15 protein-coding genes are annotated in these 17094 nt (G+C 64.9%); 1 reads left to right on the forward strand and 14 read right to left on the reverse strand.

Annotated features, from left to right (window positions below; translation table 11 throughout):
• From MLGJGCBP_RS40475 to MLGJGCBP_RS40495, 5 genes are all read right to left on the reverse strand, one after another.
• The coding region (locus MLGJGCBP_RS40475; protein ID WP_160102997.1) for an alpha/beta fold hydrolase at positions 1–659 on the reverse strand (659 nt) is incomplete at its 3' end.
• A gap of 284 nt (positions 660–943) precedes the next feature.
• Positions 944–1822: a TetR/AcrR family transcriptional regulator gene (locus MLGJGCBP_RS52450; protein ID WP_160102999.1), complete on the reverse strand. Its 879-nt coding sequence runs from the start codon at positions 1820–1822 to the stop codon at positions 944–946.
• Between the two features lie 282 nt (positions 1823–2104).
• Positions 2105–3196: a Vgb family protein gene (locus MLGJGCBP_RS40485; protein ID WP_442972146.1), complete on the reverse strand. Its 1092-nt coding sequence runs from the start codon at positions 3194–3196 to the stop codon at positions 2105–2107.
• A gap of 54 nt (positions 3197–3250) precedes the next feature.
• Positions 3251–4255 (reverse strand): hypothetical protein, encoded by a 1005-nt coding sequence (locus MLGJGCBP_RS40490; protein ID WP_160103003.1) that lies wholly within the window; start codon positions 4253–4255, stop codon positions 3251–3253.
• Positions 4256–4274: 19 nt separating this feature from the next.
• Positions 4275–6881: a PEP/pyruvate-binding domain-containing protein gene (locus MLGJGCBP_RS40495; protein WP_201453333.1), complete on the reverse strand. Its 2607-nt coding sequence runs from the start codon at positions 6879–6881 to the stop codon at positions 4275–4277.
• A 437-nt stretch (positions 6882–7318) separates the two neighbouring features.
• On the opposite strand from MLGJGCBP_RS40495, the gene MLGJGCBP_RS40500 reads away from it, so the two are divergent.
• Complete coding sequence (locus MLGJGCBP_RS40500) at positions 7319–8116, forward strand: enoyl-CoA hydratase/isomerase family protein (protein WP_160103005.1); 798 nt, start codon at positions 7319–7321, stop codon at positions 8114–8116.
• 8 nt (positions 8117–8124) lie between these two features.
• Here the strand turns inward: MLGJGCBP_RS40500 and MLGJGCBP_RS40505 are convergent, their stop codons facing one another.
• From MLGJGCBP_RS40505 to MLGJGCBP_RS40545, 9 genes are all read right to left on the reverse strand, one after another.
• Positions 8125–9228: an acyl-CoA dehydrogenase family protein gene (locus MLGJGCBP_RS40505; protein ID WP_160103007.1), complete on the reverse strand. Its 1104-nt coding sequence runs from the start codon at positions 9226–9228 to the stop codon at positions 8125–8127.
• A 1-nt stretch (position 9229) separates the two neighbouring features.
• Positions 9230–10387, reverse strand: coding sequence for an acyl-CoA dehydrogenase family protein (locus tag MLGJGCBP_RS40510; RefSeq protein ID WP_160103009.1), 1158 nt, complete (start codon positions 10385–10387; stop codon positions 9230–9232).
• A gap of 31 nt (positions 10388–10418) precedes the next feature.
• Positions 10419–11186, reverse strand: a complete 768-nt coding sequence (locus tag MLGJGCBP_RS40515) for a crotonase/enoyl-CoA hydratase family protein (RefSeq protein ID WP_160103011.1) — start codon at positions 11184–11186, stop codon at positions 10419–10421.
• The gene (locus MLGJGCBP_RS40520; RefSeq protein WP_160103013.1) at positions 11183–11950 is read right to left on the reverse strand and encodes an SDR family NAD(P)-dependent oxidoreductase; all 768 of its coding nucleotides are present in this window, start codon (positions 11948–11950) and stop codon (positions 11183–11185) included. The genes MLGJGCBP_RS40515 and MLGJGCBP_RS40520 overlap by 4 nt, the downstream gene beginning before the upstream one ends.
• A 15-nt stretch (positions 11951–11965) precedes the next feature.
• A complete protein-coding gene (locus tag MLGJGCBP_RS40525; protein ID WP_160103015.1) occupies positions 11966–13159 on the reverse strand; it encodes a thiolase family protein in 1194 nt (397 codons plus the stop codon).
• A gap of 34 nt (positions 13160–13193) precedes the next feature.
• Positions 13194–13628, reverse strand: coding sequence for a nuclear transport factor 2 family protein (locus MLGJGCBP_RS40530; protein ID WP_160103017.1), 435 nt, complete (start codon positions 13626–13628; stop codon positions 13194–13196).
• A 96-nt stretch (positions 13629–13724) separates the two neighbouring features.
• Positions 13725–14336, reverse strand: a complete 612-nt coding sequence (locus MLGJGCBP_RS40535; RefSeq protein WP_160103019.1) for a TetR/AcrR family transcriptional regulator — start codon at positions 14334–14336, stop codon at positions 13725–13727.
• Between the two features lie 47 nt (positions 14337–14383).
• A complete protein-coding gene (locus MLGJGCBP_RS40540) occupies positions 14384–15529 on the reverse strand; it encodes an acyl-CoA dehydrogenase family protein (protein WP_160103021.1) in 1146 nt (381 codons plus the stop codon).
• Positions 15529–17025, reverse strand: coding sequence for a carotenoid oxygenase family protein (locus tag MLGJGCBP_RS40545; RefSeq protein WP_201453334.1), 1497 nt, complete (start codon positions 17023–17025; stop codon positions 15529–15531). The genes MLGJGCBP_RS40540 and MLGJGCBP_RS40545 overlap by 1 nt, the downstream gene beginning before the upstream one ends.
• Positions 17026–17094 lie beyond the last annotated feature (69 nt).

The following is a 17094-nucleotide window of genomic DNA, read 5'->3' on the forward strand; positions in this document are numbered from 1 at the left end:
ACGATCGAGTCGGATTGGCGAGTGGGTTCGTCGCCGACGCGCAGGAACTCCGGATCCCAATGCCAGTACCAACGGCCGTCACGCAGGCGAAGGTTCTTGCGCAGCCCCTGCGGGTTGGGCTTGCGGACACGGTTCGGGGTGTACGCCGCGATCGCTGCCGCCGCCGCGTCGAGGCTCTCGAAACCCTCGAGGCCACTGCGCATGAACGCCATGATCTCCGCGGTACCGCTCGTTTCGACCTTCGGTGCGATATCGACCAAAACCAGGCCGCGAGCGAGTTCGGGATTCTCCCCCTGCCCGATCAACGAGGTCATCCCGCCCATCGAGGCACCGACGAGCACCGGCTTCTCCCCCAGCTCTGTGATGACCGAGGTCAAGTCGGCGACCAACGCATCGATGCCGTAATCCCCCTCCGGTGCCCATTGACTGTCGCCGTGCCCCCGGGCATCCAGCGCGACGGCGGACCAGCCGTCCGCGGCGAGGCTGCGACCGGTGTTTCGCCAGGAATGCCGGGTCTGCCCGCCGCCGTGCAGCAACAGGACCAAGCCCTTTCTGCCGACGCCCGATCCGCCGTCACCCGGTGCCGGTGGATCCCACCGGTCGGCGACAAGCGTGACGCCATCACCGGCGAATTCGGATTGGGTGACTATGGGATCCATGGAGTTCCTCACCAACATCATCGAGTCGAGCATTCTCCACCATGGTGCACCACGGGGTGAACAGTAATTCACCCCACTCCTGCCTCGTGAAGACATCGAAATCGGTCGGAGCGTCGTCAGCTGTCATCGCACTCGTGGGTCGCTCCTCGACAACGCCTCGCTACCCTCATCTACATCCGTCGAGGACGAAGCAGCCGAGGCGATAGCGGCCCTTCCAGCGGGGCAGGCCTTCGGCCGAGTCTCGATACCTCCGAATCTCGATACCTCCGAATTCAGGTGCGCACCTACCGCAGGTGTTCCGATGCAAAGAAGGCTGCGGCCTTCTTCAGGAACTCCCGATCCGCACGCAATTCGGCGTTCTCCCGCCGGAGCCGGTCCAGTTCTGCACGTTCTCCCGCGTCGAGTGTGTCGTCGCCGTCGTGTCGCCCCTTCTCCTGAGCGACCTGCTTATCCGGCGGCGGTACCTCGTCGACAGCGATCTCCGGAGCGACGTGCGGGTTCGGACGCTCGGTCGCGACGACCAGACGGGGACGCTGCGGTAATCCCGCTCCGCCGGAACGTGCCCCCACCGACGTTCCTGGTGCGGGCGGCAACAGCTTCAATACGATATCGGTGATGATGCCGGCGTCGTAGGGCTCCGACGGACGGTACCAGCGCGAAACCCAGATGCATTGGCCAAGCAGCACTCGCGCGGTCAGGAGCGGGTCCGCTTCGACGAGGTAGCCCTCCTGCATCGCGCTGGCTACGACACGGACCCACAGTGCCTCGAATTCACGAGTGAACATGTGCCACCGTGAGACGACGTCGCCCGGCAGATCACCCCCGCCGAAGAACACCGGCATGTACTGCCGCATCTCGATCGAAGCATCGACCAGGATTCGAACCAGTTCGTGTAACTGCTTCCACGCTAGCTCGTGCCGCTCGACAACAGCGCGCGCGTGCTCCGTCAAGTCGCGCGTGCTCCGCTCGAAGAGCATACCGAGTAGGTGTTTCTTGGTCGGAACCGTGCGGTAGAGGGTCGCCCGTGAGACCTGCAATTTCTCGGCGGCTTCGATGATGGTGACCGCCTCCGCACCGCCCTCTGCGAAAAGCTCCGCAACGGCGTCGGCAACGGCGTCGGGATCTATGTCGAGCTTGGGGCGGCCGCGCTTCTGCGTGCTCATCGGGTTCCTTCCGTGGCGGCGCGGATCGTGGGCTCCTCGCCGTCCTTCACACGTATTCGATTCTCGCAGTCCCATAATGCTCGCCCCCGACCCAGAAAAAAGATCCGCATGTCAAAATTATGTTACTCCCCGTCCGCGGCAGGAATGTGCCCTGGACTGGAGGTGGGTCGCCCAGCTCCGGGTCGACTGCCGTCGCCGACGAAAGACGTCGGCGACGGCGGTCGATCCCCGGTCACCGATTCGATCGGTGTGCTTGATCGGTATTGCCCACTACTTCATCGATCACTCGTGGGTCTGAGGGAATCCTGGATCGGTCCCGAACGAGTCGACCCAGAGCCGGGTCAGTTTGCCGGCTGTGAAGTTCGGCGACCAGATGGCGCCGTCCGGTCCGGTCTTGATTTCGTCCGGCCAGGTCATTTTCGTGAGGTACGGGTACTCGTCGACGACCTGCATCGTCTTCCTGTCGATCCGCGCGATCTTGTCCGCGACCGATTCGTCGACGTAGAGATAACCGTCCTTGCCGAGGGTGATTCCGATCGGCGCGGACATCGGTGTCGGAATCGGAACGGTGCTGAACGTTCCGGTCTTGATGTCGTAGTGTCCGATCGCGTTGGCGGTCATCATCGTGAACCAGAGACCGTCGTCGTAGGATCGGATGACGAACGGCGCGGACGCGGGCGTCGGAATATCCACCTCGCGGATGTCGCCGGTCGCATAGTCGAGCCGAAGCAACTTGTTTCCCGTTATTTCGACGAACCAGTGTGCGTTGTCGGGACCGGCTGCTCCACCGATGATCATCGAGGCCTTGCTCGGGACATCGAAGATTCGTACCTGGTGTGTCTGCGGGTCGATCTGGGCGATCTTGTCGGCGGCGGTCAGAGTGGCATAGATTTTGCCGTCGCCTCCGGCCTGGAGGCTCATCGGGATCGAGGCGGGCACCGGCAGCGGGATTTCGTGCATACGGTACGGCGCCTGCGTTTCGATGTAACCGACCGAATTGGCCATCTGATGGTTGAACCAGAGGTTTCCGTCGGATCCGTACGCCATGTCGCATGTCCCGACCGACGGGATCGGCCCTCCGGGGAGCGGACCTATTTCCGCGCCACCGGGCAGTGGCGTCTTGCCCGGCATGGTGAACTTCGAGACCTGACCTGTCGTCGGGTCCAGGCGCGCCAATTGATTCGGCTGATGGAGGCTGACCCAGAGGGCCCCGTCCGGTGTTCCCTGGACGTTGCACGGCTGCCCAGCGGGATCGGATACTACGTACTCAGATATGTGGTACGGAGTCGGTGACGCGTTGGAAAGGGCGCACGGCGCCAACGCAGTCATCGAGAGTGCGACGCCCACAACCTTGAAGACGAATCTCCACCTCATCTATTTGAAACCTTCCCATTTTCGTGTTAGAAGGACATTGCCCCGGGCCGGGGGTCAGGAGGACTGAGTCGAGAATTCGCGCTGGGCGGCCCGCTGGGCGCGCATGAACGTGCGGGATTGGTGCAACGGCCAATAATCCTGGCCTTCTCCCAAGGCTGTTTCGCCGTCGAGCGACCACTCGACCAGCGACCAGAACGTCATCAACCATGAATACCCCTGCCAGTTCAACATGTTCCGGACTCGGCCCGTAGCTTCCAGGCGCCTGCCCAGGCTGTCGGTCGCCTCGACACGGTAGGTGATCGGCCGGCCGGTCGCGTCGCGTTCGGTGACGGCGATGGTGCTGTCGGGGCCGGGGGTCAGATCACCGTACTGGCCGTCTTTCAGGTAGTAGCCGATGATGATGCTCTCGCTCGTTCCGATGACCGGGTCCTCGCCCGGTGGGAGCTTGCTGACGGCGAGCGCGTGAAAACTGCTGCGCTCACCGACTCCCCAGATCATCTGGCCTCGTGGATTGTTGACGATATTCCTGACACCCCACGACCGGTCACGTTGCGCAACACAGTCGATGGGAATCGTCTCGCCGTCGACCGACAGATGCCCGGCCATCCGGCCCAGTTGATCGTAATGGCCCTTACCCCATTCCTCGAGCCCGCCGGGCATGCCGGCATTGTGCGGTTCCCGGGATGCGGTGAAGGTGAGGTCCAGGTCCACATCGCTGTTGAAGCGATTCCTGCCCTTGTAGGTGAAGTGGTACTGCTTCAAAGGCTCCACGAGTTCCACGGTGAGGCCGTTCTCGAGCTCGAACGAGAACATCTCCGCCTCGGGCTCGAGGGCGTACGCTTCGCCCCAGTCGTACAGGACGCAGTCATAGTTCTCACTGCCGCTCGGATCCCAGGCCGCGACACCGGCCACCGTGTATCCGATGTTCGGACGGTGGTAGAGGTATACGAATCCGGTCAGGTCACGCTCGGGCGCCATGAACGAAAACCAACTGGCCTCGTTCCAGAAGGGATCGTCCGGGCGAGGATGAAAGAAGTCGTCGCGTTCGGAAATTGTCATGCCGTCTCCTCGTCGTTCGTCAGGATGTTCGAGTTGCTCGTTCCAGGATTTCCACGACTCCGGACCGTCCGTCGACCCGCACGCGATCGCCGGTGCGCAAAACGGAGGTACCGTCGCCGGTGTTCACCACGCACGGGAGCCGCAGTTCGCGCGCCACCACCGCGGCGTGGCTGAGCGTGCCACCGATGTCGACCACCAAGGCCGAAGACACGAACATGATCGACGCCCAGGACGGATCCGTCGTCTTGGCGACCAGAATCTCGCCGGGCTCGACCTCGGCGAACCCCGGGGCGTCGACGACCCGCACCACGCCTTCGACAACTCCGGCACTTGCTCCGATGCCGGTGATCCGGTCACCGGCGGCGTCGCCGTCCACGGTTTCCGGCGCCGGTGCCGTCAGTCCCGGCTCGCCCCAGAATGCGACAGGGAGTTCGAAAGAGCGGAACAGTTCCTGCTCCGTCTTGCGGGCGGCCACGAGCTCACGGACGTTCTCGGGAACCGCAGGCGCGATGAGCTCGTCGCTCGTCAAGTACATGACGTCGTCGACGGCGTCGAGTATGCCCTCGGCAACCAGCAGTTCGCCGATTCGACGGGCCGAGCTTCGCGCGACGTCGAGAGATCTCAGAAAGCTCGCCTTACCGACACCGCGGAGTGGCATGTGACGACGGGCCAGCCGCAGTATCAAGCGGGCCTTCAACCGACCGAACCAGCCGAGACGCGACATCAACTCGGATTCGGCGCGCTCCTTCTCCGCGTTGCGGGCCTCGGCCATCGCGCGAGGGTCCTTGTCGTCACCCTGCGTCTTGTACATCTGAGCGATATGGCGGATCGGCGACGGGTCCTCCCGCCAGACCCGTCCGGCGATATCACCCTCGAGCGTGCCGTGAAATCCGTGTCGCCGCAGGAACTCCGACTCAGTGAGGCGACCTCGGCCGAGATCCCACAGATCGGTGACAACCGCGATCTCGGCATGGTCTCCGCCGGATGTCAGGACACCGTAGTACTCCTCCATGTCGACGCTGGCGACCAGCTGTTCCAGCGCTTGGAATACCGGCGGAACCGCGATGATGTTGCCCTGCGCCTGCAGAGCGGTCGACTTCTGAAACCTGTTGACGGCGTCCGTGAACTGGGCTCGCGCACCGGCGAGGTCCAGGTCCTGCGTTCGTTCCAGCTCCCGTAGCCACCACTCGCGAATAGTGCGGTGCTGCTTGTCGATCACCGCCTTCGAGCGTACGAAGGCTTTCGGCATGCGCCACATCACGACCGGGTACCGTCGACGGGTCGGATTGGCGATCATGCCGCTGGGGATCGATCCCAACAGGGATTCCGCGATCATGTTTCCGCTGGCACCGGGAATACGCTCGCCCATGTCGTAGAAGGCGCTCACCGAGGCCACCGCGCGGCCGTAGGCGATCTGGATGAACCGCGCGTGCGGATCGTCGGGTATCCCGGCCTTCGACGCTTCGAGCACGCCCATCTGGACGAAGCCGTATCGGGCGGCGATCTCGGCACCCGGCCCCCAGACCGACCAGCTGAGCGGTGCGAGGACACCGGGCGCTGCCTCTCCGAGATTCGCGGTGGAGTAGTACCAGTCCTGATTCAGGTCTCCGTGGGTGACACTCGTTCGCGCGGTCGTGGCCAGCTCCGTCCAGCGTGTGCTCCACACGGTTTCGGGGCGGGCTTGCAGCAGGAAGATCTCCCGTTCCTCGGAGACCGCCCACTCGATATCCATGGGGGCCCCGAAAGACCGTTCGATGTCGAGTCCGAGTTGAGCCAAGGCGCGGGCAAGGTCGTCGTCGAGCGCCGGCTGCGATCCGACCTCGGGGTCCATCGGTTGCAGCGTCACCGCACCAGCGTCCGGATCGAAACGGTGTTGTTCGGTCTGACGACTGATTCGCTTCTTCGGGTTGTCCAGATTCGCCTTGTCGAATCGGTACTGGTCGGAAAGCACGTCGCCGACGACGACTCCCTCGCCGAGGCCGTGTGCAGCTTCGATGTAGACGAGGTTACTCTCGCCCGTCACGGGTTCGAGGGTCATCATCACCCCCCCGGCAGCAGCAGGCACCATGCGCTGAACGACAACTCCCATGGCCACCTCGTCGGCGGGAATCCGGAACCGTTCCCGGTAGCCGATGGCGCTGGGATTGAACAGGCTCGCCCAGCAACGCAACACGTGGTGACGGACAGCATCGGCACCTTGGATCCAGAGGTAGGTGTCGTGCTGGCCGGCAAACGATGCGGCGGCCGTATCCTCGGCGATTCCGCTCGATCGGACCGCAACCGGACCACCGCCCAGCTCGTCGTACGAATTGTCGATTTCTGCACTCAGATCCGCGGGCAACGTCACGTTCTCGAAGAGGCCGAAGATCGCCTGCGACTTCGCGTCGTCGCTCAATTCGGCCTGCGCGAGGACGTCGTCGATCTGGGCGCCGACACCCGTGGCAGCGAGAGTCGCGCGATAGGCGTTTGCCGTGATCGCGAACCCTTCGGGCACCGGAAGCCCCAGCTCGATCAGCTTGTACAGGCCCTTGGTCTTACCTCCCACTTGTTCGGACCGGTCGGGCGAACACAGCCCCAGCGGAAGGACTGCCGGGCTTTCCACAGCACCAAAGTCGGCCAGCAACACCACTTCTCTCCTCTCGCCAGACCACTGATCCGTGGCCGCAGGCATGAAACCTTGCCGTTGTCGATTCATCTCGGAACGCCTCGTGTCGCAGTTGTGAGCAGCTACGCGGTGGCCGCGGAGGCGAAGACGATGATTGTTTGCGCAACCGAGCGCACCTTCGGACCCAGCGTGTTGCGGATGCCGATCCAGGAACCGCACCCACTTTTTGTGGGCTCCCTCGTCTCAAAATGCTAGTGGCTCCCGTCACATGTGTCAATCAGCTCACGGCAATCCGGCAGCGATACCGGGCGACACGGTCAGCTCATCTACCGCACGCTGGGATTTGTCAGGCCGTGCCGACTCCGCCGGATTTTGAGGTACGGTATCTCAGTAATTGTCTCGGGCACGCCCTGCCCGCCATCCCGACTGCATGAACCGACAGCACCAAGGAGCATTCGATGGATCTCAGCTACACCGCGCTCACGGTGGACCGACACGATGACGGGGTCGCCGAGATCAGCCTCAGCCGGCCGAAGCTGTTCAACCGGGTAGACGCAGTGCTGCACCGCGAACTCGCCGACGTCATCGAACGGATCAGCACCGATCGAACCATCCGCGCCGTCGTCCTCGGGTCTACCGGGAAGGCATTCTCCGCCGGCGGCGACTTCGAGCTGATGCAGGCCGCGCACGGCGACGTGATGGAACGGCGCGCCATCGTCGACGACGGACGTCGATTGCTGCAGGCCTTCGTCACTGTGCCGCAACCCATTGTGGCGGCAGTGCAGGGCCCCGCGATCGGACTGGGAGCTACGCTCGTCCTGTTGTGCGACATCGTCGTTGCCGCTCGTGCGGCCACGCTTGCCGACTCGCACGTGGCGCTCGGCCTCGTGGCAGGCGACGGCGGCTGCCTGGTGTGGCCGCAGGCCGCCGGCATGGTCCGGGCGCGACGTCACCTCCTCACCGGTGACCCTCTCGATGCCGAGACGGCCTTCGGTTTCGGCATGGTGACCGATCTCGTCGACGATGCCGACGAAGTACTTCCGGCTGCACGCTCGATCGCCTCCCGCGTCGCCCGACTCGCTCCGCTCGCGGTTCAGGGGACCAAGCGCGCCCTCAACCGGGTAACCCAGCAGCGGGCAGGCGAGGTCGTCGACCTGTCTTTTGCCTACGAGGAGCACACACTGGCCAGCGATGACCTCCTCGAAGGCATCGCGGCGTTCCAAGAACGCCGCGATGCCAACTTTCGAGGCCGCTGACCCGGGGGTCAGAGACCGAGGCCGGCCGCAATCAGATCCCGCGCGTCGGCCACCAGGTGCTCTTGCTGGCGGAGGTATTGCGCGTCCGCGAACGCGTGCGAGATCGGGTACTCCCGCATGTAGCCGTAACCCCCGTGCAACTGGAGCCCTCGGTCCACCGCCTCGTCGTGCAGCGCGCCTGCCTCGAGGCAGGCGGTTGCGGCCGCGGCAGCAGTCAGGCGATTTTCGCACCGGGCAACCAGGCACGAGTCGACCAGCAGCTCCGTCGCCGACAGCCGTGCGGCGACTTCGGCGAGCCGGTGTCGTGTGTTCTCGAACTGCGCGAGTGGCCGACCGAAGACCTGGCGCTCGGCGACGTAGCGCAACGTGATCGCGATGACCGACCGGGCCGAAGCCATTGCCGTGACCGCCGACCACAGATCGAGATCACGTGTCAGTTCAGCCCATGCGCCGGTACCGAGGCTGTCGGCCCTCCCGACCTCGACGGCGCCGAGCGTCACATCGGCTTGTGCGCTTTCACGTCCACCCAATGCGTCCGCGACCGGCGATCGGATCAGACCGGACGTGTCTCCCGACAGCACGGTGAGCCGCGGCTCGTCTTCCCCCGACACGGCGGTGAGCAGAATTCCTGCGCAAGCCCCGCCCGCTACCCCGTCGACGTGCCCGTGCAGCAGCACCCGGCCGTCTTCGGACGTCGCCTCGGCTGGTTTCCCCGCCCCGAGCGGAACGGCAAGTCGCTCCCCCGCAACCATGTCAGGAAGCCATGTGGCACAAGCCTCCTCGCTGCCGTGGCGGAGCAGTGCCGGAAGTACGACGCCGCTGTGTAAGGCGAGCAGGTGTGCCAGTCCGGTGGCGCCGAGGGCCGCAGTCTCCTCGACGAGGACGGCGACGAACCGCAGATCGTCGACGCCACCACCCCCGAATCGCTCGGGGGCTGCGGTACCGAGCAACCCCTCCTTACCGGCACACCGGTAGAAGTCCGCAGGGGCACCGTTCGCCGAGCGCCATCCATCGAGGTGCGGTTCGACTTCGGCGCGCAGGAAGTGGCGTACCGATTCACGGAAGGCGTCATGGTCGTTGTCGAACACGGCCCGGGTGTTGTCGTTGTTCATCTCAGGCTCGCTGATCGAAACGGCGTCCGAGGAACTCGGAGGCGATTCGGGTGCGCTGGATCGCCGGCGTTCCACCGGCGATCGCCCAGCCGACAGCGTCGCGGTGCATCCGCTCGATCTCGTACTCGGCCGAATACCCGTAGCCGCCGTGCAGTTGGATCGCCATGTCGGTGACACGTTTGACCATCTCGTTCGCATAGACCTTGGCCACGGACGCGTCGAGCGTCTTCGGCGCACCGGTCCCGGCGTGGGCTGCGGCGCGCCAGATCAGCATGCGGGAAGCCTCGACGTCGACCACCATCTTGGCGAGGGTGTCCTGGACGGTCTGGAACTCCACGATCGGCTTGCCGAACTGGTGCCGCTCCTGGATGTACGCCGCGGAACGGTCGAGTGCTTCCTGGGCGATGGCCAAGCACATCGTACTGTTACCGAGCCGTTCGATGGAGAAGGCCGTGAAGAGCTTGTTGAAACCGCCCTCCGGGATGATGAGGTTGTCGATGGGGACTCGGACGTCGTCGAAGAACATGTCGGCCGATCCGACCCCGCGGTGGCCCATCAGCTCCTCCTGCGGCCCGAAGGTCAACCCGGGAGTGTCCTTGTCGACGACGACAGCGCCCATGCCCTTGCCGCCCGGTGCGGAACTCAACCGCACGTAGACGAGGTACTGCTCCGCGTGCCCGGCGCCCGAACACCATCGCTTCGTGCCGGTGACGACGACCTCGTCGCCCTCGATGACGGCCTTGGTGGTCACGTCGGTTGCTGCCGAGCCCGCGTCCGGTTCGGAGATCGTGATGGCGATGATCTTGTCCCCCGAGGCGACGGGGGGGAGGAATCGCTGCTTTTGTTCCTCGGTCCCGAAGAGGTCGATGACGCGGGCCGGTCCGGCGGAGGCCTCGAAGATCGGCCAGGCCGACAGCGGGTTCGCACGCGCGAACTCCTCTTGCACGATGAGTGCGTCGATCAGGGGTCGGCCACCGCCGCCGTACTCCTCGGGAAGACCGAGCGCGAGCAAGCCCAGCTCGGCGATCCGTCGGCGCTCGTCGGCGGGGAAGTGCGTGCGGTTGGTGTCCCATTCTCGGGCCTTGGGGGCATACCAGTCCCGGGCCACCTTGCGTGCCAGGGCCCGGATCTCTTGCTGCTCCTCGGTCAGCTCGATCATGTCGATCTCCTTCGGTCGAAGTACCAGTGCGTCAACGGTCGGCCCAGACGGGTGCCCGCTTGTCGACGAAGGCACGTGCTCCCTCGGCCGCATCCGCGGATCCCCGGACCTTGTCGGTATACGGACGCTGTCGGTCGAAAAACTCTTCTTGCTGCCAATCCGCGGATGCATTGACCAGGAACTTTGCGGTCCGGACGGCCATCGGGGCGTTGGCTGCGATGGCGGCGGCGAGCCGCATCGCCTCCGCGCGCGCTTCTCCGGGCGCCACCACGCGGTTCACCACGCCCAGGCGGTGCGCTTCGGTCGCAGAGATGAGATCTCCGGTCATCACCAATTCGAGCGCGACCTTGTGCGGAACGACGCGCGGAAGCCGGAGCACACCGCCTGCCGCTGCGACCAGTCCGCGTTTGACCTCCGGCAGACCGAACTGGGCGTTCTGTGCTGCGACGACGAGGTCGCAGGCGAGGGCGATCTCGAATCCGCCGCCGAGCGCTTTCCCCTCCACCGCCGCGATGAGAGGTTTCGTGGTTGCGCGCTCGCAGATGCCGAAGGCTCCCCGTTCGGCGACGAGCGGCCGCTCGCCCGTTGCGCTGAACGCCTTCAGATCCATTCCGGCGCTGAAAACCGTTCCCGTGCCGGTCAGTACCGCAGCGCGGATGTCGCTGCGCTGGTCGACGTCGTCGAGTGCCGCCGCAAGTTGCCGCGCCGTCGGGAGGTCGATCGCGTTGCGGACTTCAGGCCGGTCGATGGTGATGACGGCGACTCCGTCTTCTACCGTGAGATCGACGGCGGGGGTCATCGTGGCGCCATTCGGATAGCACCGTCCAGGCGGATGGTTTCACCGTTGAGCATGCCGTTGTCGATGATGGCCGTGGCCAGGCGCGCGTACTCGTCCGCATCACCGAGACGGCTCGGGTGCGGCACGGTCGCCGCGAGAGAGCTGCGAACATCGTCCGACAGGCGGGCGAGGAGCGGGGTTTCGAAGGTACCGGGGGCGATGGTGCACACCCGGATCTGCTTGGACGCGAGATCTCGTGCCGCCACGATCGTCATGCCGACGATGCCGGCCTTGGACGACGCATACGGGATCTGGCCGATCTGACCCTCGAAGGCCGCCACCGAGGCGGTCAGGATGCACACGCCGCGGTCACCATCCGTCGGCTCGTTCGACGCCATCCGCGCTGCTGCGAGCCGCAGCACGTTGAAGGATCCGACCAGGTTGATCTGCACGATCTCGGCGTAGGTCTCGAGTGATCCGGGAGCGCCGTCCTTGCCGACCAGCCGCACCGGGCCGCCTCGCCCGGCGCAGTGCACGACGACGCGAAGGGGGCCAGCCTCCTCCGCGGTATCGAACACCTGGTTCATTGCGTCGGTGTCCCGCACATCGGCGGGCACGAAGCGGACGCGGTCACCGAGGTCCTCCGCGACGGCCTTGCCGTCCGAGGATTCGAGGTCCGCGATCGTCACGGAGGCCGCACCCTCCTTCAGAAGGCGGCGGACGGTGGCAAGACCGAGACCCGAGGCACCTCCGGTGACGACTGCCGAAATACCGTTGATTTCCATAAGTTCTCCTGTTTCTCAGAGCCGCTCGATGATGGTCGCGTTGGCCATGCCGCCGGCCTCGCACATCGTGGTGAGGCCGAACCGCCCCCCTGTGGCCTCGAGGCCGTGCAGCAACGTGGTCAGTAGCCGGCCACCCGAGGCGCCGAGGGGGTGGCCCAATGCGATCGCGCCGCCGCGGGGGTTCAGCTTCGCGGGATCTGCACCGAAGTGGTGTGCCCAGGCCATCGGTACGGGAGCGAAAGCTTCGTTCACCTCGTACTGGTCGAGGTCGTCGATCGTCAAACCGGCACGGTCGAGCACCTTCTCCGTGGCGGGAATGGGTCCGGTGAGCATGGTGATCGGGTCGTCACCGGCGACCGCGAAGGCATGGAAGCGCGCCCGAGGACGAAGCCCGAGTTCATCGGCCTTTTCCTCCGACATGATGAGCAGCGCCGACGCCCCGTCCGTCAACTGCGAGGAGTTGCCGGGGGTGATGTGCCAGTCCGCGATCTCCGGGAACCGCGCCACCATGTCGTCGGTGCGGAACGAGGGCCTGAGCCGGCCCAGGGTCTCCACCGTCGTCTGCGGTCGCACCGTCTCGTCGCCGGCGACGACGGTGCCGTCCGCAAGGGTGATCGGCACGATCTCGGCCGCGAGGTCGGCGCCGGCAGCATTCTGATGCGATCGAGTGGCGAACTCGTCGATCGACTCACGATCGAGCTTCCAGCGCGCTGCGATCAGCTCCGCCGAGACGCCCTGCGGGACCAGGCCGGGGGCGTACCGCTTCGCGACCGAAGGACCGAACGGGTCCTGACCGATACGTGCGGTGAGCATGGGAATACGGCTCATCGATTCGACGCCCGACGCGATCGCGACGTCGTAGACGCCGGCGATGACACCCTGCGCCGCGAAGTCGGCGGCCTGCTGACTGGAGCCGCACGCTCGGTGCACCGTCACCGACGGCACACTTTCCGGCATTCCTGCTGCCAGCCATGCCCAGCGGCCGATGGGTCCGGATTGCTCGCCCACCTGGCTGACACACCCGGTGATGACGTCGTCGACGATCGACGGATCGAATGCGTTGCGTTGGACAAGTTTCCGCAGCACCTGGCCGAGTAGCTCCACCGGGTGAAGCGAGCTCAGTGCACCACCCGGTTTCCCGTCCTTGGGCGCCTTGCCCTTGGCCATGGGTGATCGGACGGCGTCGACGATGACGGCTGTTCGGGACATGGGACTCCTAGGTCTGTGGTGTGCTCGAAAAGGGTCAGGACGATGCGGCGACCAGCGCCGCGGTGTCCCAGTAGTAGGGGCGAATTTCGGCGACCTTCGCGTTCTCGAATCGCCAGGTTTCGCACGCGCCCGACCGAACCGGCTCATCGGAGTCCGGCGGGTACCAGTCGAAGCGAAGAACAGCGACGACGAGGTTGTCGCCGTCGACGATTCTCTCCACCTCCAAGGCACGCGGCCCGACGGCGGACCTTCCGACCGCCATGCCGACGAAGACCTTGCGTAAGGTCTTCGCTCCCTGAACCCGGCCACCGTAAGGGAGGGAGGACGGAAATTCGACACACGCATCCTCGGCGAACGTCTCGTCGATGAGGGCGCCCAGAGCCTCGGGGTCGCGCTGGTTGATCGCGGCGAAGAAGGCCTTCACCACGTCCACGGGCTGAATCGCCGCGGCGGCGTGCGTCTCCGGCATGACGTGTCCTCTCGAAATCTTTTTTGAACCATAACGTCTCATAAGTTGGTGGGCAACCAGGTCCCCGAACCACGCCCACTCTCATGTACACCGCTTTCAGCCCAGCGATGTCGCTGGTCGAGTCGGTGAATCGCCGTCGCGACCATCCGAGCGTGCGGTGACCGCGAGAGCGGCCAGGCTCGACCGTGCCATCCGAAGGAGCAACTCCTCGGCATCCCGCGCGCGGCGACCGGTCGGCGGTCTCAGCGCCTCGGACATGAGCAGGAGCTGGACCCCACGGGTCGCCGTCACGATCTCGTCGGTCCTGGCCTCCGGGCACAGGCGGCTCAGGCAGTCGACCCACCGCTGCGTGATGTAGCGTTGCCGGCGATCGTGCTCCCGCCGATGAGCCTCCGCGAGGGACCGCTGCTCACGCACCCAGATGCCCGCCAGCCGTTCGTGATGCGTCGTGAGGTCGACAAAGGCTTTCAACACCTTGTCGAGTTCTTCTGCCGGATCAGGGTCCGGTTCCCCGAGTCGTGCGAGTAGTGCCTCGAAGACCCGGGTGAAGAGCGCGGCGAGGATCTCGTCCTTGGCCCGGAAGTGGGTGTAGATCGCCGAGCCTGTCACCCCCGCCGCGCGGCCGATCTCGTCGACTCCGACCCCGTCGAAGCTTCGTTCGAAGAACAGCCGCTCGGCGGCGTCCAGGATCTTCTGGTCCCGGCTCACGACATCTTCCTTTCCGCGCACTGCGGCAGGCCTGGCGGTGCGGCGGGTCACAGGCCGAGGTGCTGGCTGACGATAACCTTCATGATCTCGGAGGACCCACCGTAGATCCGGCTCACCCGACCGTCGAGATGAGCTTGTCCGATACGGCTCGAAGCCCGGTATGCCGTTCCAGCAGAGTGCAATCCCAGACATTTACGCACAATGCGGCCCTGCAACTCGGTGGAGTAGAGCTTTGCCCCCGCCGCATCGGCTCCGGTGAGCGCGCCCGCCACGAGTTTCCCCATCGCTTGGTCGATGAAAGCTTGCCCGGCGGCTACCTGCACTGCGCAGTCGGCGAGCGTGAACTTCACGTCCTGGGACGGCCGAGTGCCCGCCAGTGCCTCCACGGTCCACGCGAGCGCACTGGCGGCCGCTGCCTGGGAATTGACTGCGATCGACAAGCGTTCCGCCGCCAGATTCGAAGTCAGGTAGTCGAATCCGGCGTTCACCTCGCCGAGGACGTTTGCCACCGGAACCCGCATGTCGGTGAACGACAACTCCGCGAGATCCTGTGCTCGCAAGCCCAGTTTGTCGAGTTTGCGGCCGGTTTCGAAACCAGCCGTGGACGGCTCGACGAGCATCAGGGTGACGCCGTTGCGGCCGGCGGCCGGGTCCGTCTTTGCCGCGAGGATGACGAGGCCGGCGATACTTCCATTGGAGATGAACGTCTTGGACCCGTTCACGACGTAGTGGTCACCGTCGCGCATCGCGCGCGTCCTCATCGACTTGACGTCGGACCCGGCGCCCGGCTCCGACAGCGCCAACGCCACCACAACCTGGCCCGATGCCAACCGCGGCAGCCAGTGTCTTCGCTGCGCCTCCGAACCGTGGTGCAGCAGATAGGGCACACAGATGTCGGTCTGGACGCGGAGCCCACCAATGGCGAGACCGAGGCGCTGAATCTCCTCGGTCACGACCGCACTGTGACGGAAGTCCGAGTTCGGCAGCCCACCGTACTCCTCCGGGATGCCGATACCGAGCAGTCCGATCTCGCCGGCACGCTCCCAGAACCGGCGGGAGGGTTGCCCCCTGTCGATCCAATCCGGGTACTCGACGAGGACTTCTTCGGTGAGAAACCGGCGGACGCGGTCACGGAAGTCGTGGTGCTCCCGGGTGTAGATCGCACGGTCGGAAGTATCGAAAGCCACTGCCATCAGCGGAAATCCATCCAGTGGCCATGCGGTGTCCAGCCCATGGCGAACGGTAGCTCGATCGTGGCGACGGGGCCCTTGGTGATGTCGTGGGTGTCGAATATCTGGTACTCGCCGCGCTTGTCCGCCCACCACGAGACGGGAACGATGATGAAGCCGTCACCCTCGGGAGAGGTCGGGGTGCGGGGTGCGAATGTCGACTCGAGCACGGCGGCGGGCTCACCCGATCTGATCTGGTAGACCTGTTCGCTCATCGTCTTCATGTTCGTGACGACGAGGCTGTTCATCGACATACCCTTGCGCTTGACGACGCCACCGACCTGGTAGCCCCAGGTGTATCCCTTGCCGTAGTAGCGCTCGTCGACCTTGGGCAACTCGGAGGGGCGATCCGAGAGTTGCTCCGTCTTTGCAGCACCCGTGTCGAGATCGATCGTCCAACGTCCCAGGTAGCTCTTGGCGATGGAGAAGAACAGGGCGACATCATCTCCTTCGGTGAAGTCCTGTTCGAACGGGAAGGGTGGGCGGTTGAAGATCGGTGCATCGAGTGTCAGCTTCCCGTCCTCGACGTTCGCCGACATCGTGTGCATGACGTACTGCGCGGGAAGATCGGTCTTGATCCAGCGGACTTTCGCGTTGACGTCGTCGCGCGGGATCAGCGCGATCACGATGGGCAGCGATTCGTCCCAACCCCAGATGCCGAGCTTGCGGTCGGTGATCTTCGATTTGTCCACGGTGAAGGGCTGGAACGGCATCACCACCCATTCCGGTGTCAGCCAGATGTCGTGAGCGACAGTGTTGTACGGTGCGTCCCACAGGTCGCGGCTGTCGATGGTCCCGTCCGGGTGGACCGTGTGCATGGTCACGAACGGTGCGGTATCGCGGTAATTCCAGCCGTAGAGCACGCCGGTCTCGTGATCCCACTTCGGATGGGCTGCGAAGCACGCGTCGCCGTAGGTGGTCTTCTCGTGCAGGCCGGTGGACAGTTCGGTCGACCACGGGACGATGCCCTTCGTCGCGAGAGTGATCGGGTCGATCGCAATCGGCGCGCCGCCCTGCTCCCCCGAGGCCACCATCTCGCCGGCAAACGGGAAGATGTTGATGTTGTTGGTCCCCTGCGGGGTGCACTTGTTGAAACGGGTCCGTTCCACATCGCCGTAGGCGAAGTCTCGCCAATCGTGGAAACCGCCGTCGGTCCACGAGAACATGCTCTGCTGGTGCTTTTCCTCCAACAGGTATTTCGGCGTGCGGATCCACCGGTTACGGAAGTCTGCACGACCGTTGTCCAGAACGAGGCCCTGCACCATTCCGTCCATCGACAGCAGCGGGTTGGTGCCCTGCTGAGTGGGTCGCTTCCAGGTCGGTCCGGTCCTGTAGAAGCCGCCGGAAAGCTCGCGCGGGATCTCCCCCTGACTGACGATGCATTCCTCGACCGTCGCCTCGAAACGCATGGGCGTGAAGGCTCCGGTCAGTGCCAATTCCTTGGGCAATGGGTAGCCCATATCTTCCTCCTGAGCGTGTCACACGACGCGGCTGCGACGAGGGTGCACCCGTAGGCGTCCGCGTCGTGA

The organism is Rhodococcus sp. T7 (assembly GCF_009872365.1).
Lineage (GTDB): Bacteria > Actinomycetota > Actinomycetes > Mycobacteriales > Mycobacteriaceae > Rhodococcus_F.

Excerpts from the sequence above, each read along its gene's own strand:
- MLGJGCBP_RS40490 (WP_160103003.1), bottom strand. The coding sequence starts at position 4,255 with ATGACAATTTCCGAACGCGACGACTTCTTTCATCCTCGCCCGGACGAT.
- MLGJGCBP_RS40515 (WP_160103011.1), bottom strand. The coding sequence starts at position 11,186 with ATGACCCCCGCCGTCGATCTCACGGTAGAAGACGGAGTCGCCGTCATC.
- MLGJGCBP_RS40540 (WP_160103021.1), bottom strand. The coding sequence starts at position 15,529 with ATGGCAGTGGCTTTCGATACTTCCGACCGTGCGATCTACACCCGGGAG.
- MLGJGCBP_RS40520 (WP_160103013.1), bottom strand. The coding sequence starts at position 11,950 with ATGGAAATCAACGGTATTTCGGCAGTCGTCACCGGAGGTGCCTCGGGT.
- MLGJGCBP_RS40525 (WP_160103015.1), bottom strand. The coding sequence starts at position 13,159 with ATGTCCCGAACAGCCGTCATCGTCGACGCCGTCCGATCACCCATGGCC.
- MLGJGCBP_RS40485 (WP_442972146.1), bottom strand. The coding sequence starts at position 3,196 with ATGAGGTGGAGATTCGTCTTCAAGGTTGTGGGCGTCGCACTCTCGATG.
- MLGJGCBP_RS40505 (WP_160103007.1), bottom strand. The coding sequence starts at position 9,228 with ATGAACAACGACAACACCCGGGCCGTGTTCGACAACGACCATGACGCC.
- MLGJGCBP_RS40500 (WP_160103005.1), top strand. The coding sequence starts at position 7,319 with ATGGATCTCAGCTACACCGCGCTCACGGTGGACCGACACGATGACGGG.
- MLGJGCBP_RS52450 (WP_160102999.1), bottom strand. The coding sequence starts at position 1,822 with ATGAGCACGCAGAAGCGCGGCCGCCCCAAGCTCGACATAGATCCCGAC.
- MLGJGCBP_RS40510 (WP_160103009.1), bottom strand. The coding sequence starts at position 10,387 with ATGATCGAGCTGACCGAGGAGCAGCAAGAGATCCGGGCCCTGGCACGC.
- MLGJGCBP_RS40545 (WP_201453334.1), bottom strand. The coding sequence starts at position 17,025 with ATGGGCTACCCATTGCCCAAGGAATTGGCACTGACCGGAGCCTTCACG.
- MLGJGCBP_RS40530 (WP_160103017.1), bottom strand. The coding sequence starts at position 13,628 with ATGCCGGAGACGCACGCCGCCGCGGCGATTCAGCCCGTGGACGTGGTG.